Origin of the sequence: Thermaerobacter sp. PB12/4term, from assembly GCF_003403315.2 — a bacterium.
In the GTDB taxonomy this organism is placed as follows: Bacteria; Bacillota; Sulfobacillia; order Thermaerobacterales; family Thermaerobacteraceae; genus Thermaerobacter.
This window is the reverse complement of sequence record NZ_CP048407.1, coordinates 2,193,239-2,211,547: the sequence shown is the minus strand read 5'-3', so window position 1 is coordinate 2,211,547 and position 18,309 is coordinate 2,193,239. Positions and strand designations below refer to the sequence as shown.

Here is an 18,309-nt window from a genome sequence, read left to right as displayed (position 1 = left end):
GCGCGGGGGGAGGAGAGGCACCATGGCCGTGAAAAATCCGGCCGGCTTTTGGAAACGGTTTGCCGCCAGCCTGCTGGACGGGGTCGTGGTCGGCGGACCCATCACCTTCCTGGGTTATCTGGTCACCGACACCGCGGATGCCAACTGGTTCACGTCGCTGGCCAACGTCCTCTACGCGCTGGTGGTTCCGGTGGTCTGGCACGGGTACACGGTCGGCAAGCGCATCGTGGGAATACGAATCGTACGGCTCAACGGTGCCCCTGTGGGCATCGGCACCATGTTCCTGCGCTCGGTGGTGGGAGGGCTTGTGTACTTCGTCACCCTGGGGGCCGGCCTGATCGTCAGCGCAATCCTGGTGGCGGCCCGGGAAGACAAGCGCTCCCTGCACGATCTCATCGCCGGTACCTATGTGACGACGGATCCGCCCGCTGTCCAGGCCGCCGGGCCCGTGGGGATTTCCTCGTAAGGCCGTTCTTCTGCCCAATTTCCTATTCCTTGCTGCCCTTTTTCCGGGCTGCCGCCACCAGCGCCTGGAACAGCCGCTGTTGCACGGGGTTGTCCTCGATGCCGTCCTCGGGATGCCACTGGACGCCGATGGCCAGGGGGTGGGCGGGATCTTCCCACTCCACGGCTTCGACCACGCCGTCGTCCGCGGTGGCTACCACGCGCAGGCCGGGGGCGGGGCGGTTCGCCGCCTGGTGATGCCGGGACCGGACCTCAACGACCTCCTTCTCCAGGATCTGGTGGAGGCGGGAACCGGCCACCACCCGGACCGGATGCAGCGCCCGTGGTCCGGCCGGGTTGGCGGGGGAGTGCGGAACGGTCTCCCCATAGCACTCGGGGATGTGCTGAATCAGGTCCCCGCCCAGGGCGACGTTCATCACCTGGGCGCCGCGGCAGATGCCCAGCAGGGGTACGCGGCGCTGGATGGCCAGCTGCACGAGGGCCAGTTCGAAAGCGTCCCGGGCCGGGGCCACGGGCTGGGTTTCCCGGTGGAGGTCCGCACCGTAGTAGGCCGGGTCGACATCGCCACCGCCCACCAGAATGATGCCGTCCACCCCGTTGAGGACCTCCTCGGGTGGGGGCGCGGTGGGATCAAGGGCATCCAGCACCACCGGTTCGCCGCCCGCCAGGGCGACGGCCGTCAGGTAAGCCCTCGGGACGGACGGGCGGCCCAGGGCGTCCGAACCGGACGAGGTCAGGCCGATGCGGGGACGGGCCACGGCAATCCCTCCGCAGGCGCAAGGATCTGGCTGATGTCCTGTTCGCAGGAGGTGGGCCGGTTCCTCCCGCAGATCTTGCGGGGACTGAACGTTTCCGGAAGCAAGAACCGGTACCCGGCAGGTCGAATAGCCGGGGCAGCGGGATCAGCCGGGCGCCGTTCCGGGCCGGCTCGGGGGGACCGGGCTACCGGGGGTCCCGCAAGCCGCCACGGCGCCAGCGGCGCCGCCGGTCCCGGGGGATGCCGGCGGGGTGATGCTGCGGGAGGGAAGCCTCATGCGGGAAGGCAAGACCGGTGATGACGGGCCGGCCGTGGAGCCGGCCGGGGTGCCGGCCGCGGGGCCGGCCCTGGTCAGGGCACAGGCGGGCCGGCGTTGCCGGCGGCCGGCAAGGGTGCTTGTCCTGGTTGCCCTCGTGGTCGCGGTGGCAGCGGGGAGCGCGGGCACCGGGGGCGAGGCCAGGGGCGTCCTAGCCTCCGGAAGGGCGGAGGCCGCATCGGGGCAGCCATCCACCCCCTCTGGGGGGCCCGAGGTGTACGTCGAAGGGGGCGACGACTTCTTCCGCGACGCCGTGGTCCGCGTGGTTCCCGGCACCACGGTGGTCTGGAAGATGACCGGGCGCAACCCCCACACGGTCACCGCCGACGACGGCTCCTGGGACTCGGGGCACCTCATGCCCGGCGATGTGTACCGCGTCCGGTTTGACCGGCCCGGCCGGTACGATTACTACTGCGTCTACCACGGGGCCCCCGGCGGCATCGGGATGGCGGGCGCCGTCATCGTGGAAGAACCCGGCACCAGGGGTGGGGCGGCGCCCGGCACGCCGGGCGGCGGGGCGAGCGGAGCTCCAGGATCGACGGGAGGCCAGGGCTCGGGCGAAGAACCCCTGCCCCCGGCGCCGCCGCCGCGACCGGTGGGACCCTACCACACCCTGCGGGTGCCGGAGGATTACCCGACCATCCAGGCGGCCGTTGACGCCGCCGAACCCGGCGATCTGATCCTGGTGGGGCCGGGCGTGTACCGGGAGGAGGTGGTGGTGACCAAGCCCCACCTGACCCTCCGCGGCCTGGACCGCAACCGGGTGATCATCGACGGGGAGTTCAAGCGGGCCAACGGGATCAAGGTCCTGGGCGCCGACGACGTGGTCGTCGAGAACATGACCGCCGCAACCACCTGCTCAACGGCTTCTACTGGACGGGCGTGCTCGGCTACCGCGGCTCGTACCTGACGGCTTACAACAACGGGGATTACGGCATCTACGCCTACGATTCGGTCTACGGCCAGTTCGACCACTCCTACGCCTCGGGCAGCCCCGACTCGGGCTTTTACATCGGCCAGTGCAAGCCGTGCCACGCCGTGATCACCCAGGTGGTGGCCGAGTACAACGCCCTCGGCTACTCGGGGACCAACACCGGCGGCAACCTGACCATCATGAACTCCGTCTGGCGGTACAACATGTCGGGCATCGTTCCCAACACCCTGGACTCGGAGAAGCTGGCCCCCCAGGACGGGACGCGGATCGTCAACAACCTGATCTACAGCAACCACAACCCGGCAGGCCGGCTCCTGGCCGCCGACCTGGCCGGGGCGGCCGGATACCTGGTGATGATGATCCTGCCCCCTGTGGCCGACCTGGCCCTGGTGGTCTGGACGGGCCGGGACACCGGGCGGCGCAGGTTGCGGCCCTGGGCCCGGGTCGCCTGGGTGGCGGCGGCCGTGGTGCTGCCCCTGGTGGGAGGGTTCGCCTACTGGGTGTCGGCGCGGTGGGGCCGCGGGCTGAGCCGGGCGGCGGGAGCGCGGTCGTGAGCACCCGGCAAGGACTGCGGGTCCTGGCCGGGGGCGCGACGGCCCGGGCCCGGGTACGGTAACGGGAAACGGGTACCTCGGCCCCCGCGGGGCAGGCCGGGCGGCGGGTCGCCCTAACCTGCCAGCTCCCGCCGCAGTGCCGCCTTGTTGATCTTCCCCGCGCTGGTCAGCGGCAGCTGCTCGGCGAAGACGAACCGGTCGGGGATCCAGAAGCGGGCGAGCCGGCCCTGTTCCACCGCCGCCGCCAGATGGCTCCGGAGCGCCGCTTCCAGGCAAGCCCGGGCGTCATCGCCGGAGAGCTCCCGGCGGGGCTGCACCACGGCCAGCGGCCGTTCGCCCCAGCGCTCGTCGGGCTGGGCGATGACGGCCACCACCGCCACGTCGGGATGCTCGGAGATCAGCGCCTCCAGCACGCCGGTGGCGATCCACTCCCCGCCGCTCTTGACGGCATCCTTCTTCCGGTCAACCACGTAGAGGGTGCCATCGGGGTTCATCACACCCAAGTCGCCGCTGCGGAACCAGCCGCCTTCATAGACCCCGCGGCTCCGCTCGGGGTCCTTGTAGTAGCCGTCGGGCAGCCAGGGAGAGCGCACCAGCACCTCGCCGATGCTCTTGCCGTCGGCGGACACGGGGTTGCCGTCCTCGTCCTCCAGCCGGATCTCGACCATGGCCAGCGGCAGCATGTTCGTCCGCAGCGCCTCCCAGGCCTCGGGCGTCCCCGGCGCGATGCCCCGGGGCACCACCGAGATGGTGGCCGCCAGTTGATCGGATCCGCCGTAGATCACGCTGTAGGCGATGCCCCGCTCCCGGGCCCGCCGGGCCAAGCCCGCGGGCACCGGGCTGCCGCCGGTGAGGATCTTGTATCCGCTGAGCTCGCGGACACCGGCCTGGTCCGCCGCCTCCAGCAGCATGTGGACCTGGGTCGGCACCATGTTGGACCAGGTGACCTGTTCGTCCAGGATCAAGCGCAGCTGTTCGGCGGGCGTGGCCTTGCCCGGCAGGACCAGCTTGGCGCCCAGGTAGGGGACGAACAGGGCGGTCCCCCAGCCGTGGATATGGAAGAAGGGGATGCACGGCATATACACGTCGCGGCTGCCAGCCGCCGCCCCGGTGGGATGGATGGCCAAGTGGGGCAAGATTCCCAGGGAGGCCAGGAGGATGTCCCGGTGCCGGTAGAGCATCCCCTTGGGCCGGCCCGTGGTGCCGGTGGTGTAGAAGATCGAATACGGGTCGGTCTCGCGCACCCGCGCCGCTTCATCCGGAACCTCCGGCCGGCCGCCCTGGACAAGCTCCTCATGGGTGGGCGTACCCTGCTCGGGCGAGGCGTCGCCCTCGGTCAGCCAAACCCAGTTCCGGAAAAGGGGCCGCGCCTCGGCCAGCGGCTCCCGGAACCCCTCCCAGACGAACATCCACTCCACGCCCGCGTGGCGGATGCCGTAGAGCAGGTCGTCGGGCGGCAGGCGGAAGTTCACCGTGTGCAACACGGCCCCCAGCATGGAGCTGGCGTAGTGCAGCTCCAGGTACCGGTGGCTGTTGACGTCCAGGACCCCCAGCACGGTGCCCCGACCCACACCCCGCTTCTTCAGGCTGTGGGCCAGCCGTAGCACCCGTTCGTAGAACTGCTCGTAGGTAAGCCGCCGCTCCCCGTAGACGATCTCGGCCTTCGGCCCGTTGTGCAGCGCGCTCTGCAACACCTCGTGGACGACCAGCTCGCGCACCAGACGCTCCCCCTCTCGGCGCGGTCGGTGATAACAGGTGACCGCCGGCGGACCGGCCGGCGCAAACCGCCCTCCTGCGCAAACCGCCCTCCTGGACATCTCGTCCTCGCGGGCCGCGGCTCATGCCAGCCCCCGGGACCCGGCCGTCACACCTGCCGACCACACCTCCGGCTTCTCCAGCGCCCAGGCCGGATACTCCTCACCCAGGAGGAACCGGCGCGCGTACAAGGAGGCGAGGTGGGCGTAACGCTCGCCCGCGGTCTCGGCCAGCCTGTACAGCAGGCCCACCTGGGCGGCGTCGGCCAGCCGGGCGGCGGCATCCTTGGCGTACCACTGGGCTTCCGCAGGACGGCTCGCCGCCAACTCGGCCAGCCGGGCCAGGGTCTCCTCCAGGACCTCCCGGGCGGCCCGGGCCTCGGGCGTGCCGGGTTCTTCCAACATGGGGATGAACTCGGCCAGGAACGCCTCGTGGGCCCGCTTCTTGTGCATGGCCTCCAGCAGGTCGAGGGCCTGGATGTTGCTCGGCCCCTCCCAGATGGGCGTGATCAGCGCCTCGCGGTGCCAGCGGGCCACGGCGTACTCCTCCAGGAACCCGAGCCCGCCGAAGAGCTCCATGGCCAGCCGCGTCACCTCGGCGGCGTGGTCGGCGGTGCGATTCTTGGCCAGGTGGGAGAGGAACCGGGCGTAGTGGTAGCGAGCCGTGTAAGGCGGCCGCTCGTCCCGGGCCTTCTCGAAGCGGTCGGCGGCGTGGAAGCCCAACATCAGGCCGCCGGCGATGCGCACGGCCATGTCGGTCAGGTCCCGGCGGATCAGCGGGTGATCGACGAGCTGGCGGCCGAAGGACCGGCGGCGCCGCACCCGCTCCAGCACCTCCAGGTGCGCCTTGCGGGCGATGCCCATGCCGGCGATGGCGTTGGCCAGCCGGGAGACCGTCAGCACCTCAAGGGTGTAGTAGATCCCCTGCTCCGCCTCGCCCACCAGGAAGGCCTCGCTGCCGCGGAAATCCACCTCGCCCGAGGGGACGGCCCGGGTGGCGCTCTTGTCCTTGAGCCGGCGGACGTGGAAGTTCAGCCGGCCGGCCCGGTTCATCCGAGGAACCAGGAACAGGGCCAGTCCCTTGGGCCCGGCGGGCGCGCCCTCCGGGCGGGCGGTGACGACGGCCACGTCGGTCAGGCCGGCGCCGCTGCAGAAGTACTTCTCGCCGTCGAGCCGCCAGGCGTCGCCATCGCGGGTGGCCTGGAGGGTGTTGGCGCCCAGGTTGCTGCCGCCCTGGACCTCGGTCATCCAGGTGGCGCCCCAGAACTCGCCGCGGAGGAGCTTGTCCTTCCACTCGCTGAACTCCGCTGCGTACTTGTGGATGATGTAGGCCGTCTGGTTGGTGATGGTCAGGATGCAGTAGATCCCGGGATCGGCGACCAAGTAGCCCAAGGCGTAGTGGTGGTGCCAGCTCCCGCCCTCATAGGGGGGACGGTTCATCGGGGCAAGTTCCCGGAGTAACGCCTCCTGGGCGGGTGAGAGGCGCACCCGGTCCACCCGGTGGCCGTCCAGGTCGTGCATGACCAGCACCGGCGGGGCGTCATGGTCCACGTGGTAGGCGACCTCGTAGACCTCCTTGCCCGCCAGGGCGCCGAAGCGGCGAAGCTCGTCCTCGTGGGCGGTGAAGCCCGGCCAGTAGTGCGCCAGCACGTGGCGCAGGTCCGGGTCGAGCTCCCAGTGGTTCTGCCCGTAGGCGTAGGACTGGTATCTCACGCTTCCTGCCCCCCTCGATCCGGCGGGGTGACCGGCCGGACCCCCGCACTTCGCCCCGAGTTCCCGGCGGAGCCGGTCGCCGCGCGGTCCGAAGCGCCTGCGGGCGACCTGGCAGGCGAACGGGCCAGCGCCTCGCCGTGCGCAGCCTCCCCGTCGTCCCTGCCGCCCGGCGCTCCGGCGGGCGGGCTTGCCTCACGGATGCGCTCGAGGAATGCCAGCAGTTGGGCCTCGCGGTCCGCCCTGGTCCATTCCGACAGTCCCAGTGCGGCGAACAGGTTGAAGGCGGCGCCCAGGCTCATCATCTGCCAGGCGATGATCCGGGACGGGACATCGCCGCGAATCTCGCCCTGCTGCTGTCCCCGCCGAGCGACGTCTTCCAGGTACCGGGCGTACTTGCGGTAACTCTCCGCCAAGAAGTGGCGGATTTCCGGGTCGTTGTCCTCGGAGACGGCCTTGAAGAAGACCTTCAGGTCCTCGCTGTTCCGGTCGACCAGATCCAGGTAGTCCTGCCCGATCCGCCGGAGGCAGGCCAGGCTCGACGGCTCGGACCGGCGGATGGCGTCCCAGCGCTGCAGGATCCTCCGGGTGACGTCATCAAGTACCGCCAGGAAGAGCTGCTTCTTCGACGGGTAATAGCGGTAGATCAGCGGCTCCGAGACGCCGGCCTCGGCCGCGATGGCCGACGTGGTGCTGGACCGGAAGTTGGACCGGGCGAACACGGCCTTGGCCGTGCGCAGGATCTGTTCGGACCGCTTGACCTTCGCTCGTCGCGGGCACATCGCGAGCCCACCTCCTCGCCTGGGACGCCCGGAGACCCGGGGTTGGCACGAACCATCGCCGGGTAACGGGATGTCGCGGTTAACGGGATACTGGTTGAGTGATTACTAACTTATCTACGCCGGATTTTGGTCCGCATCCTTCTCCAACACCGGGCCTACTGGCCGTGCCCACACCGGCCCGTCCCCATCCGGGCCGGCAGCGGTGAAACTTGGCGGGAGCTACCGGACCCGACATTGAAGGGACCCGTCGACCTTTGCGCGGTCACCGTCCGGTTGACCTTGGGCCTCGTCGCCGTGGTCGCGATGGTGGTGTCGTCGCTCCTTGGCTTGGTGCGGCGGCGGCCGGGATGACTTCTCGTCGCGGCCATTTGCGTGATGGGGCTGTACTGTGACCTGCTCGGCTTGTCGACGGTGGGGGCCGGGGTGCGATCCCCCGGCGCGAATCGCCGGGAGCACCGTTCGCCCGGCGTCCTGGGCGGATGCAATAAGCGCCCATGTTTTGAGGAACGGCGGCGATGCAGCGCGGCCGTCCGGATCTCGCCACGGCGGCGGTGGCGCCCGTCTTCCTGGCGGTGTTCGTCCTGCTCCTGATGTACGGGATGGCGGCCGCCTACTGAGCCTGCTGACACATGGAGGGGGTGAACGCGATGGATGGGGTGAAGACGGGGGTGAAGACGGTCGACCGGATCACGGCGGTGCCGGCGCTGCTCGTGGGGCTGGCCGGTTCCGCGGCGGTCCTCTATGGGGCCCTCTTCTGGCTCCCTTACCACCTGCAGGGGGGCCGGTTTCACAGCACCGGCATCATCTTGCTCGCGTCCATGCCGGCCCTGCTCTCACTGAGCTGGGCGCCGCTGGCCATACGGCGGCTCAACCCGCGTGCCCGTACCGCCAGGCTCCTGGGTTATGACCTGTCCCTGGCGGGAGGAACGGCAATCCTGGCGGTGCCCTTTTTGATGTCGCCCGTGCGGCTGGCCGTCCTGCTGCCTCTGGTGGCGTATCTGGTGCTGATCGCTGCGGACCTGGCCGGTTGCCTCGGCCGGCCCCAGGCTGAGGGGGGTTGATCCGGCGTGCTCGCCATCGACGGCGTCCTGACGGTGGCGGTGACCGGAGTGGCATACGTGTTGACGCCCCAGGTCCTGGGGCTGGTCATCGTGTTCGCCATGCTCCTGCTGGGCCAGACTGATTTCAGCGCCTGGCACAATGCCCCCTGGCCCCCCGCGGCGGTGTGGGCGAGCGGCCTGCTCATGGGCACGATCCCGTACGCGGTGGGCGGTCTTTTCGCCGGCTGGGTCAGCCGTCGCAGGCAGGCCGCATACCCGTGGTCCAAGGTGGCCGCCCTGGGCGTGGTGGCTGCTGCGATGGAGCGCATGGTGATCCTGGGCGGCGCCTATCTCACCTACCTGGCCCACCGGGACCTCTTCAACGGTCAGGATTGGCTCGGCCTCCTTCAAGCGGAGGCCTTGCCGTACTACACGCCGGCCTACATCGGGGCGGGTCTTGTCGTATCGCCGCTGGTCCTGCTGGCTGCGGCCAGGGCGGCTACGAGGCGCCCGCCGTGCCCATTGCCATGGATCCGGCGTCCGCCCGCGGCGACCGGGGAGTGAGGACTGAACACCCGAAACAGTGCAACCCGGGGCGCCCGCTGCCGGACCCGCGGACTTCTGCGCTCCTGCGCCCGATTGCTCCGGCCGGACCGCGGGATCACGGCAGCGCCGGCCGCCGGTCGAACCACGGCGCCGCCCGCTCCAGCTGCCCGGCCAGGCGGAAGAGCAGATCTTCCGCGCCGAAGGGGGCGACGAACTGGACCCCGATGGGCAGCCCCTCCGCCGTCCAGTGGAGGGGCACCGACATGGCGGGGACCCCGGCCAGGTTGGCCAGCTGGGTGAAGGGGGTGGCGGCCAGGTTCTCCAGGGCCACCGTCTCCAGGATCTGCGCCGCCCGGTAGATCCGCCCCGAGCCCAGGACGCCCAAGGCGTTCAGCACCCTCATCAGCCGCTCCTGGCCCGGCGAGGGCTTCAGTTCCCCGATGGCCACGGGCGGCCGCGCCACGGTGGGCGTCATGTACAGGTCCCAATCCTGGAAGAACCGGCCCAGCGCCCGGGCCGCCTGGTCCCAGCGGTCCAGGGCCTGGCTGAACTCGCCGGCGCTGACCGTTTCGCCCAGAAGGCCCAGCATCCGGGTGGCGGGCTCCAGCTGCTTGACCGCTTCCGGGCCGCGCAGCTCCTGCACCCGCCGGACCTCGGCCGCCACGGTGCCGCAGTACATGGTGAGGTAGCTGCGGGCCAGGGCCAGGCCGTCGATGGCCGGCCGGGCCTCCTCCACGCGGTGGCCCAGTTCTTCCAGGAGCCGCGCCGCCCGCTCCACCGCCCTGACGCACTCCGGGTCGACGGGCCGGCCGATGGGCGAGCGGGTGTCCATGGCGATGCGCAGCGGCTCGGGGTCCTGGCCGAGTTCGTCCAGATAGGAACGGCGGGGCGGGGCGATGACGTACGGAGCCCCGGGCTCCGGCGCGGCCAGGAGGTCTAAGATGGCGGCGCTGTCCCGCACCGAGCGGGTGAGGACCCCGTAGACCGCGGCGCCGTGCCACATCTGCCCGAAATCCGGCCCGGTGGGCGTGCGGCCGCGGCTGGCCTTGAGGCCGAACAGGCCGCAGTGGGAGGCCGGGATGCGCAGCGAGCCGCCCCCGTCGCCGCCCGAGGCCAGGGGCACCATGCCGGCTGCCACCGCCGCCGCGGAGCCGCCGCTGGAGCCGCCCGGCGTGCGGGAGGGGTCCCAGGGGTTGCGGCAGGGGCCGTAGAGCTCGGGCTCGGTGAAGGCCACCAGGCCCAGCTCCGGCGTGTTGGTCTTCCCCAGGATGACGAGCCCGGCCGCCTTGTAGCGCCGCACCGTCTCGGCGTCGTGATCCGGGACGAACCCGGCATACGCCCTGGAGCCGTGGGTCAGGGGCACCCCGGCCAGGGCCTCGCCCAGGTCCTTGACCAGGAAGGGGACGCCGGCGAAGGGCCCTCCCGCGGCGTGATCTCCGGTGCGGCCCGGGGTGGTCGACGAGCCGCCGGCCGCGCCAGGGGGCGCAGAACCGTAGGCGCTGCCGGTCTCGACGCCGGCCGCGGCCCCGACAGCGTCCGTGGCCCCGCCCCCGGCGGCGTCCAGCCGCGCGTCGATGGCCTGGGCGCGCTCGAGTGCCTGCTCGAAGAGGGGCACCACCACCGCGTTCAGCCGGGGATTGACCGCTTCGATGCGCCGGACGGCCGCCTCGACCACCTCGACCGCCTTGACCTGCCGCGAGCGGATGAGTGCGGCGAGGCCGAGACCGTCGTACCGGTCGTATTCCTTGAAACCCACGGCTCGGGTCCCCCGTTCTCCTGCGCGGACTGTGCTGGCGACAGCAGAACCTGCCGCCCCGTCGCCGGCCACGTTCGCCATATACGTTCCCTGGCAGTGGATTCCTGCCCGCGCGGTCCGGGGCCGGGTCCCCGGCCTCAAGGGGCGCCCATCGTCAAGCCGGTGCGGCGCAGGTGGACGTCTACCTGGACCCCGACGCGCAGGCTCGCGAGCCGCCTGCGCCACTGCGGGGAGACGCCCCTCCACGCGGCCGGATCGCGGCGATGCAACTCCAGGCCGAACCCCACGGGGTCGATCCCCTCCCGGCGGGCCAGCTGCAGCAGCGCCGCCACGTCGCGGCCCACGGCGCGTGCCGCCGCGGCCTGGGCCCGCGGCAGCGCGGACGTCGTCAGGGGCTCCGGACACTGCCACTCTTCGACGTCCGCCTCGATCCGCACCCGCACGGAGGCCGCCGGCCCGGCGGGCGTCCAGCGGACACTCCGCCGGTTGCTGCTGCGCACGGCGGTGACCCCGAACCCGCGATCCGGCGGATCGCCGGGGCAGGGCCACACCAGCCGGTCCACCTCTTGCTGGCCGGTCAGCCAGTAGAGGCCCCGGGTGGCCGGTTCGTCCGCCAGGGCGACCATGCGCAGGCCGCGGAACAGGGCCACGCGCCGCACCATAGGTTCGGACGGCGTCGACGCGGCGAGATCTACCACCGGCACCGCCGGATCCTCACCCCCGTGGCCCACGGTGCGCAGGAAGGCGTTCAGATCGATGGGCGGGCCCAGACGGGCGGAGGGACGAAGCATCATCCGCTGGAAGGCGACGAAGCGCGGGGCGCCGAAGGCGGGCTGGAGGCGTTGGAGGAACCGGCCGGCGGGGCCGTCGGTGACGAACAGGAAGGCGTTGCGCCGGAAGGTGTACCGCCGGGACAGGGTGTCAAGGACGGGCTCAAGCCCCGATCGCGCCAGGTCCCGCCCCACCAGCACCACGTTGACGTGGCTCCACAGGATCTCCCGTCCTGCGAGCAGCTCCAGCTGGCGCTGCGCATCGAGGAGCGACCGGCCTTCGGCCTGGAGCAGCCGGTGGGCGATGCTGCCCGGTTGTTCCCTGGGGCCGGTGGTGGGGGCGCCGACGATCTCCACGGTGAGCAGCAGGCGGTCGCCGCGGGCTCGGTCGATGCCCAGCACCGTCACCACGGCGGCCTGCTCGGGCTCGATGCGGCCGTAGCAGCCGCCGAGGAAGAGGCCGGCGGAAAGGGCGAGCATCCCCAGGGCCGCAGCGCGCCGCGACCCAGGCTCGGCGCTCCGGACCTGGGAGCCGGATCCACCCTCGTTCGGAGACGCATCGGGTCCGCTCGCCTTGGATGACGGGATCGTTTCAGCAGGATCCGGCCCCTCGCGCGGTGGCTCCTCCATCCCGCCCATCCGGGGGGACCCGGTGGGGGTGGCCGGGGGTCGCGGCCGGCCGGACCGGCGTGCCTGGAGGCTCAGCCAGCCGCCGGCCAGCAGGAAGGCCGTCCCCGCGATGGACACCGCCGGGAAGAACCTCTCCACGTGGTGGAGAAGCACCGGGCCGCTGGCGAACGCCACGACGCCCACCCACCCGGCCCCGGCGGCGATCACGGCCGTCACCACGCCGTGCCATTGCGGCCTCCCGGGGAGGGCCCGGGCCACAGCCGTGCCGGCCGCGGTCAGCAAGAGCCCCAGATGGACGAACGCCCCCGTCAGCCAGGCGAACAGCGTGAGGATCTCGAGGCGCAGGAGGAACAGGCTGGCACGGACCTGACGGATCAGGCTGAGCACCGGGAAAGTCGACCGCGCCACCTCGGACGCGCCGAGCACTGCAACGGCGGCCGCGGTGTAGGCGACCAGCAGCAGGCCCGACAGGGCCACGGCCAGGGGTAGGGCCCAGCGCACCCGTCCGGGGTCCCGCAACCGGCCGGCGGCCGCCAGCACCACGGCCGACGCGCCGGAAAAGGCGAAGGCGACCGGCAGGGCGGTCGTCACCGGACCGACACCCGTTTCCAGGACCGGCGTCAGCTCGCGCATGTCCACGTTCCCCGCCAGCACGACGGCAAGGTTGAGCACGCTGGCGCCCACCATCAGGGGGAAGAGCACCTGGCCGCTGCGGTAGACCGCCTCCAGGCCGTAGGCTGCCAGGACCCAACCCGTCAGCGCCGTCCCGGCGGCGAACACCGCCACCGGCATCTCCGGCAGCACGGTGGCGAACACGGTGGTGACCTGGGCGACGAGGACCACCGCCAGGTACGTGACATACCCGGCAAAGCCCGCCGCGAGCAGGCGGTCGCCCCAGCCGGGCCGGTCCCCGGCCGTCCGCTCGCCCGGTGCCCGCTCCGGCCCGAAGTACAGGGCCCACCAGCACCAGGCCAGGACCATCCCGAGCAGCGCCGCCACGCCCACCGCCATCCAGCCGTCCCGTCCCGCCCTCACCACCACGGGCCGCGGCAGGTACAGCAGCGCCCCCGTGGTCACCGCGATGATGGCGCTGATGGCGACCTGCAGGGCTTCGACCCGCTGCGACCTCATGGTTCGGGCTCCGCCGCCCGCCCGACGGTCCGCTCCACGGGGACGAAGGGGACCTGCTTGCGGTGCCGCCTCCAGGGCAGGCGCACCAGGGCGTCTTCCAGCAGCGCCTCGCCGCGCCACGGTGCCAGCGGGGCGAGGAAGGGCCTGCCCACCGACTCCAGGGAGCTCAGGTGCCCGACCACGGCGGTCACCCCGACGGCGATGACGAACAGCCCCAGGGCGCTGCCCAGGAGCAACAACGCGTAGGAAATCAGCCTGAAGGGGACCGTCACGGCAAAGGTCGGGAGCGAGAGGGTGGCGACGGCCGTCGTCGCGGCCAGCACCACCATCGGGGCACTGGCCAGTCCGCCCCGCACCATGGCCTCCCCCACCACCAGGGCGCCCACCACGGAGAGCGCACCGCCGATGCCGCGGGGCATGCGGGCGCCCGCCTCCCGCAGGAGGTCGAAGCCGACGTTCAGGATGATCGCCTCGACCACCGTGGGATAGGGTACGGCGGCGCGGCTGGTGAGGATCGTGACCAGCAGGTTGGTCGGGATCAGCTCGTGGTGGTAGTTGACGATGGCCACGTACAGCGCCAGGCCGCTGACGCTGACCAGCACGGCGAACAGGCGCAGCAGTCGCATGGCCGTGCCGAAGGGCCAGCGCAGGTAGTAGTCTTCCGGGCTCTGCAGGAAGTCCCAGAAGGTCGCCGGGACGATCAGCGCAAAGGGCGTGCCGTCCAGCATCAGGACCACCCGGCCCTCGGCGAGGGCGGCGGTGCACACGTCCGGGCGTTCGGTGCTGCGGTACTGCATGAAGGGGGACCAGGGCCGTCCCGAGAGGAAGGAGGCGAGCTGGCTCGTGTCGACCACGGTGTCGAGGTCCACGGCGGCCAGCCGCCGCCGCAAGGTCTCGACCAGCAACGGGTCGGCTCGGCCGAGCACGTAGAGGAGGGCACCCCGGCTGTGGCTCAGGCGACCGACCTCGAAGTCCTCGACGCGCAGGCGATGATCGGCCAGGCGGCGCCGGACGGCGGCCAGGTTGGTGCGGAGCACCTCGGTGAACCCCTCGCGCGGCCCGCGGGTCACCACCTCCGTGGCCGGTTCCTCAGGCAGGCGGTGTTCGAAGCCGCTGAAGTCGACGATGAGGGCGCGGTCGACCGAATCCACCAGCACCACGGCACTGCCGCGGTGCAGCTCCCGCACGACGTCGTCGAAGCGGCGGGCCTGCTGCAGCCGGGTTCCTTGGAGCCCGCGGCGGACGAGCCACCGCACCACCTCGTCCGGGGTGTTCACACCGGCCGGGATGCTTCCCAGCGGGACCAGCACGAAGCGATGGATCAGTTCGTCGACGGCCAGCCCGTCGATCACCGCCACGGCCACCCGGACCTGGCCCCGCAGCCGCAGGTGGCGGATGTGCAGGTCGCTGGCATGGCCGAGCAGCGCAGCCAGGCGGCGGGTGGCCTCATCGAGCCGGTGGGGAAGGGGTTCCACCGCGGCCCGATCGGCGGCCCAGCCGTCCAGGTACGCGCCAAGGCGGCTGCTGGCCGTATGGATCTCGTGCGTGAGCCGATCCAGCAGGTTGCGGTTGGCCATAGCAGGCGTAGTATGTGCTGTCGCGGACCGTGCCGCCTGTCCTCGCGGGGTGCCGGAGGAGCCGCTGACAGGGGCCGGCGGTCCTGAAGGCGGTCGAGCCCCGGCAGCGAATCGGCCTGGGGCCGAACTCTACCGACCCCGTCGCCGAAAGCCGGGACCCGTACGGTGTGGACAGCGAGCGGCTGGCCCCAGGGCCTGGAGGTTCTTGCCCCACCCGCAGGGAAAGAACCGGCGGGAGGTGGCCGGCATGATCGTCCTGGTGGCCCGTTACGTCACCCGGCCCGGCATGACGGACCGGGTCGAGGCCGCCCTGCGGGAGATGATCACCCTCTCCCGCCAGGAAGAGGGCTGCCTGCGGTACGAGGTGAACCGCTCGGTGGAGCGGGAGAACGAGTTTCTGCTCTACGAGGTGTACCGTGATGAGGCGGCTTTGGAGGCCCACCGGCAGGCGCCCCACTTTCGCCGCATCGTCGAAGAGACCATCGTGCCCATGCTGGAGCAGAGGGAGCGCCAGTTCTACCGGCCGGTGACGCCGTGACGGCCGCGGCGCCGGGGGGTCAGGTCATGCTTGCTTGGCAGGTCGAGCGGCTGGGGCCGCCGCCGGAGGTCCTGCGCCTGGCGGACGTGCCCGAACCGGCGGTGGAAGCCGGCACCGTGAAGATCCGGGTGGAAGCGGCGGCGTTGAACTTCCTCGACATCCTGCTCTGCCTGGGCCAGTACCAGGAACGCCCGCCCCTGCCCTTTACCCCCGGGGCCGAGGTGGCGGGTACCGTGATCGAAGCGGGGCCGGGTGCGACCTTTAAGGTGGGGGAGCGGGTGATGGCCCTGCCCGTCCTGCCCCGGGGCGGACTGGCCGAGCGGGTGGTGGTCCCGGAGGACCGGGTCTATCCCGTGGCCCCGGGCATGCCGGCCACGGACGCTGCAGCCTTCCTGATCGCCTTTCATACGGCCGATTATGCCCTACGCCACCGCGCCCGGTTGCAGCCGGGCGAAGTGCTGCTGGTCCATGCGGGGGCCGGCGGTGTGGGGTCGGCGGCGATCCAGCTGGGGGTGGCCATGGGCGCCCGGGTGCTGGCCACCGCGGGCGGCGCCGAGAAGGTGGACCTGTGCCGCCGGCTGGGGGCCGAGCTGGCCGTCGACTACCGCCAGCAGGACTTCGTCGAGGCGGTGAAGGAGGCCACCGGCGGGCGGGGCGCCGACGTGATCTTCGACCCGGTGGGGGGCGACGCGTTCGACCGGTCCCGGCGGTGCGTGGCGCCGGAGGGGCGGATTCTGGTCATCGGCTTTGCGGGGGGCGGCATTCCCCAGGTGCCCGCCAACCACGTGCTGGTGAAGAACTACAGCGTGGTGGGGATTCACTGGGGCTACCGGGCCCGGTTGCAGCCCGCCGCCGTGCGGGACGACCACCTGCACCTGCTCGATCTGTACCGCCGGGGTACCATCCGGCCGGTGGTGTTCCGGGAGTACGGCTTTGACCGGCTGGTAGAGGCACTGGATGATCTGGCGGGACGCCGCTCCTACGGGAAGCTGGTCCTGCGGAGGGCGACCTGAGTCGCCAGAAAGGGAAACCGGGCGAGTAAGGGGCGGGTGTGGTCGCCCGGCACGGCCCGGCGAGCACCCCGGGGCCCCGCGAGCCAGGGGCCCGGGGGTGCCATCGACCGTTGGGCCAGCGGGATGCCCCGGTACAGAGGAAGCCTGTACCATTCCCGGTGCAGTGGTTGCGCTTCTACCCCTCCTCCTGCCGGCCAGTGGGCAGTGGCGGGGGGTGGGACGTGGTTTTCGGCCGGTAAACGGCGGGATCGGCCGGGAGGAGCGGGCCACCCGGAGGTGGAAACTACGGGACCCAAGAGAACCGGGCCGTCCTGCCGGGCGCGCTGGGCGCGGCCGGGCCACCGTAGAGCCGGCCGCACCCCGGCGGGCAGGTTCATCCCACCCAGTCGTCGCCCCATCAGGGCCGCTGCGGCGGCCCGCGATCCGCAGCCGTCGTGCCGGTACGGCCTCCACCGGGAGGTGAGGTTGCCGGGCCGGAGCACAACCGTCGGATCCCTCTTGCCCCGTTTTGTGGGTGTTCCATTGCAGGTGGTAGCGCGAGGTCCATCCCAGGGGCCGCCCCGCTGTGCGGCGGCGGGGCGCACCAGGGGGTATGTTCCGAGCCTGCCCTTCCGCCATTTCCTGCGGAAGCGGCCGGGGGTTCCCCGGGGAATGGGCCGGCGCTTGGGGATGCGTCACGCCTGAAGGCGCCACGCCTGGTGGCAAGGCGTCACGATAGGGGGTACCGGCAGACATGGGTGGAACCGATACCCGGCGGTGGGCTCCCCTGGCCTGGCTGCTGACGGTGCTGATGATCGTGCTGGCCGGTTGTGGGGGAGGCGGCCAGCCGGCAGGCGGTGCGGGCGGCGGGCCGTCCCAGGAGGGGCCGGGCCAGGGGGCAGGCTAGGCCGTGCCCGGCGTGACCGCCGACACGGTGGTGGTGGGGACCTTCATGCCCCTTTCCGGACCGGCGGCGGCCTGGGGCGAGCTGGCCAAAGGGCTCAACGCCTACTTCACGCCCGTCAACGAGCAGGGCGGCGTCAACGGCCGCAAGTTCAAGTTCATCGTGGAGGATGACCAGTACCAGCCCTCCCGCAGCGTGGCGGCGGTGAAGAAGCTGGTCGAACAGGACCAGGTCTTCGCCCTGGTGGCCCCCGTGGGGACCTCCAACCTCACGGCGGTGCGGGATTACCTGAAGCAGCACGGGGTGCCCGTGGTAGCCTACATGAATGGGGCCACCAAGTTCTCCGAGCCCGTCGACCCGCTGCTGTTCGCCGGTCTCATGTCCTACAAGCGGGGAGCCAACCTGCTGGTCCGGTACGCCGTCGAGGCCCTCAAGATCACCAAGCTCGGCGTGTTCTACCAGAACGACGACTTCGGCCGCGACGGGCTGGAAGGGGCCAAGGCGGCGGCTGCGGCCATGGGCGCCCAGATCGTGGCCGAAGTCAGCTACGCCCCGGCCGACGTCAGCGTGGCCGCCCAGGCGCTGCGGCTCAAGGAAGCGGGAGCCGAGGGCGTGCTGATCTGGTCGACCGTCAAGCATGCGGCCCTGCTGATGCAGGAAGCTCAGAAAATCGGTTACAAGCCCAAGTGGCTGGCAAGCGCCGTGGTGACCAGCCCGTCCCTGATCGAGCTGGCCGGAGATGCCGCCCAGGGCGCCTACTTTGCGGCCTACTCGGCGACGGTGACCGACACCGACCACCCCGTGGTCAAGGAATTCCTGGAGCTGTATCCCAAGTACGAAAAGACGCCCATCACCCCCACCAACCTGACCGGCTGGGCGGCGGCACGGCTGTTCGTCGAGCCCGTGCGCCGGGCGGGTCCGGACCTGACCCGGGAAAGCCTGATCGCGGCCCTGGAGAGCATGCAGGATTTCCAGAGTCTCGGGCCCGTCACGTATACCAAGGACGACCATTCGGGCTATAAGCAGGGCTTCATCCGCCAGCTGCAGGGCCAGCAGTTCGTCCGGGTCAGCGACTGGATCCCTGCCGAATGACGGGCATGGCAACGGCCGGCCGGTGACGGCGCCGGCCGGCCCCGAACTGGGGGAGGGACGG

General features: G+C 71.5%; 16 protein-coding genes. 9 read left to right on the top strand and 7 right to left on the bottom strand.

All coding sequences use genetic code 11. The annotated features are described in order from the left end of the window. Positions 1-22: 22 nt before the first annotated feature. Positions 23-466 carry an RDD family protein gene (locus DYI95_RS09225; RefSeq protein WP_116900086.1) on the top strand — a complete coding sequence of 148 codons (444 nt, stop codon included), beginning with the start codon at positions 23-25 and terminating at the stop codon, positions 464-466. Positions 467-488: 22 nt separating this feature from the next. Here the strand turns inward: DYI95_RS09225 and DYI95_RS09220 are convergent, their stop codons facing one another. Next, complete coding sequence (locus DYI95_RS09220; protein WP_116900087.1) at positions 489-1,223, bottom strand: gamma-glutamyl-gamma-aminobutyrate hydrolase family protein; 735 nt, start codon at positions 1,221-1,223, stop codon at positions 489-491. A gap of 274 nt (positions 1,224-1,497) precedes the next feature. On the opposite strand from DYI95_RS09220, the gene DYI95_RS09215 reads away from it, so the two are divergent. Next, positions 1,498-2,448, top strand: coding sequence for a plastocyanin/azurin family copper-binding protein (locus DYI95_RS09215; RefSeq protein ID WP_164581354.1), 951 nt, complete (start codon positions 1,498-1,500; stop codon positions 2,446-2,448). Continuing rightward, positions 2,421-3,026 carry a right-handed parallel beta-helix repeat-containing protein gene (locus DYI95_RS09210; RefSeq protein WP_158556024.1) on the top strand — a complete coding sequence of 202 codons (606 nt, stop codon included), beginning with the start codon at positions 2,421-2,423 and terminating at the stop codon, positions 3,024-3,026. Before DYI95_RS09215 ends, DYI95_RS09210 begins: the two co-directional genes overlap by 28 nt. A 113-nt stretch (positions 3,027-3,139) precedes the next feature. Here the strand turns inward: DYI95_RS09210 and DYI95_RS09205 are convergent, their stop codons facing one another. From DYI95_RS09205 to DYI95_RS09195, 3 genes are all read right to left on the bottom strand, one after another. After that, positions 3,140-4,744: an AMP-binding protein gene (locus DYI95_RS09205; RefSeq protein WP_116900090.1), complete on the bottom strand. Its 1,605-nt coding sequence runs from the start codon at positions 4,742-4,744 to the stop codon at positions 3,140-3,142. A gap of 120 nt (positions 4,745-4,864) precedes the next feature. Then, complete coding sequence (locus DYI95_RS09200; protein WP_116900091.1) at positions 4,865-6,493, bottom strand: acyl-CoA dehydrogenase family protein; 1,629 nt, start codon at positions 6,491-6,493, stop codon at positions 4,865-4,867. Beyond that, entirely contained in the window at positions 6,490-7,272 is a 783-nt protein-coding gene (locus DYI95_RS09195; RefSeq protein ID WP_116900092.1) for a TetR/AcrR family transcriptional regulator, read from the bottom strand. The genes DYI95_RS09200 and DYI95_RS09195 overlap by 4 nt, the downstream gene beginning before the upstream one ends. A gap of 647 nt (positions 7,273-7,919) precedes the next feature. Between DYI95_RS09195 and DYI95_RS09185 the strand changes: the two genes are divergently transcribed. Next, on the top strand, positions 7,920-8,333 hold the full coding sequence (locus tag DYI95_RS09185) for a hypothetical protein (protein WP_116900093.1): 414 nt from the start codon (positions 7,920-7,922) through the stop codon (positions 8,331-8,333). Positions 8,334-8,339: 6 nt separating this feature from the next. Further along, positions 8,340-8,876, top strand: a complete 537-nt coding sequence (locus DYI95_RS09180; protein ID WP_116900094.1) for a hypothetical protein — start codon at positions 8,340-8,342, stop codon at positions 8,874-8,876. A gap of 97 nt (positions 8,877-8,973) precedes the next feature. Here the strand turns inward: DYI95_RS09180 and DYI95_RS09175 are convergent, their stop codons facing one another. From DYI95_RS09175 to DYI95_RS09165, 3 genes are all read right to left on the bottom strand, one after another. Continuing rightward, positions 8,974-10,614 carry an amidase gene (locus DYI95_RS09175; RefSeq protein WP_116900095.1) on the bottom strand — a complete coding sequence of 547 codons (1,641 nt, stop codon included), beginning with the start codon at positions 10,612-10,614 and terminating at the stop codon, positions 8,974-8,976. Between the two features lie 137 nt (positions 10,615-10,751). After that, on the bottom strand, positions 10,752-13,145 hold the full coding sequence (locus DYI95_RS09170) for a Ger(x)C family spore germination protein (RefSeq protein WP_116900096.1): 2,394 nt from the start codon (positions 13,143-13,145) through the stop codon (positions 10,752-10,754). Beyond that, entirely contained in the window at positions 13,142-14,722 is a 1,581-nt protein-coding gene (locus DYI95_RS09165) for a spore germination protein (RefSeq protein ID WP_116900097.1), read from the bottom strand. The genes DYI95_RS09170 and DYI95_RS09165 overlap by 4 nt, the downstream gene beginning before the upstream one ends. A 247-nt stretch (positions 14,723-14,969) precedes the next feature. Here DYI95_RS09165 and DYI95_RS09160 point away from each other — a divergent pair, with 247 nt between their 5' ends. The 4 genes from DYI95_RS09160 (at position 14,970) to DYI95_RS09145 (ending at position 18,248) form a co-directional block, all read left to right on the top strand. Further along, the gene (locus DYI95_RS09160) at positions 14,970-15,260 is read left to right on the top strand and encodes a putative quinol monooxygenase (protein WP_116900098.1); all 291 of its coding nucleotides are present in this window, start codon (positions 14,970-14,972) and stop codon (positions 15,258-15,260) included. Between the two features lie 26 nt (positions 15,261-15,286). After that, positions 15,287-16,273: an NADPH:quinone oxidoreductase family protein gene (locus DYI95_RS09155; RefSeq protein ID WP_116900099.1), complete on the top strand. Its 987-nt coding sequence runs from the start codon at positions 15,287-15,289 to the stop codon at positions 16,271-16,273. A 733-nt stretch (positions 16,274-17,006) separates the two neighbouring features. Beyond that, on the top strand, positions 17,007-17,159 hold the full coding sequence (locus DYI95_RS09150; protein ID WP_158556025.1) for a hypothetical protein: 153 nt from the start codon (positions 17,007-17,009) through the stop codon (positions 17,157-17,159). A 3-nt stretch (positions 17,160-17,162) separates the two neighbouring features. Then, positions 17,163-18,248 (top strand): ABC transporter substrate-binding protein, encoded by a 1,086-nt coding sequence (locus DYI95_RS09145; protein ID WP_116900100.1) that lies wholly within the window; start codon positions 17,163-17,165, stop codon positions 18,246-18,248. Positions 18,249-18,309 lie beyond the last annotated feature (61 nt).

What these genes read in the sequence shown, in the direction of transcription:
- DYI95_RS09225 (WP_116900086.1), top strand. Translation starts at nt 23, where the DNA reads ATGGCCGTGAAAAATCCGGCCGGCTTTTGGAAACGGTTTGCCGCCAGC.
- DYI95_RS09215 (WP_164581354.1), top strand. Translation starts at nt 1,498, where the DNA reads ATGCGGGAAGGCAAGACCGGTGATGACGGGCCGGCCGTGGAGCCGGCC.
- DYI95_RS09195 (WP_116900092.1), bottom strand. Translation starts at nt 7,272, where the DNA reads ATGTGCCCGCGACGAGCGAAGGTCAAGCGGTCCGAACAGATCCTGCGC.
- DYI95_RS09185 (WP_116900093.1), top strand. Translation starts at nt 7,920, where the DNA reads ATGGATGGGGTGAAGACGGGGGTGAAGACGGTCGACCGGATCACGGCG.
- DYI95_RS09170 (WP_116900096.1), bottom strand. Translation starts at nt 13,145, where the DNA reads ATGAGGTCGCAGCGGGTCGAAGCCCTGCAGGTCGCCATCAGCGCCATC.
- DYI95_RS09165 (WP_116900097.1), bottom strand. Translation starts at nt 14,722, where the DNA reads ATGGCCAACCGCAACCTGCTGGATCGGCTCACGCACGAGATCCATACG.
- DYI95_RS09160 (WP_116900098.1), top strand. Translation starts at nt 14,970, where the DNA reads ATGATCGTCCTGGTGGCCCGTTACGTCACCCGGCCCGGCATGACGGAC.
- DYI95_RS09155 (WP_116900099.1), top strand. Translation starts at nt 15,287, where the DNA reads ATGCTTGCTTGGCAGGTCGAGCGGCTGGGGCCGCCGCCGGAGGTCCTG.
- DYI95_RS09150 (WP_158556025.1), top strand. Translation starts at nt 17,007, where the DNA reads ATGGGTGGAACCGATACCCGGCGGTGGGCTCCCCTGGCCTGGCTGCTG.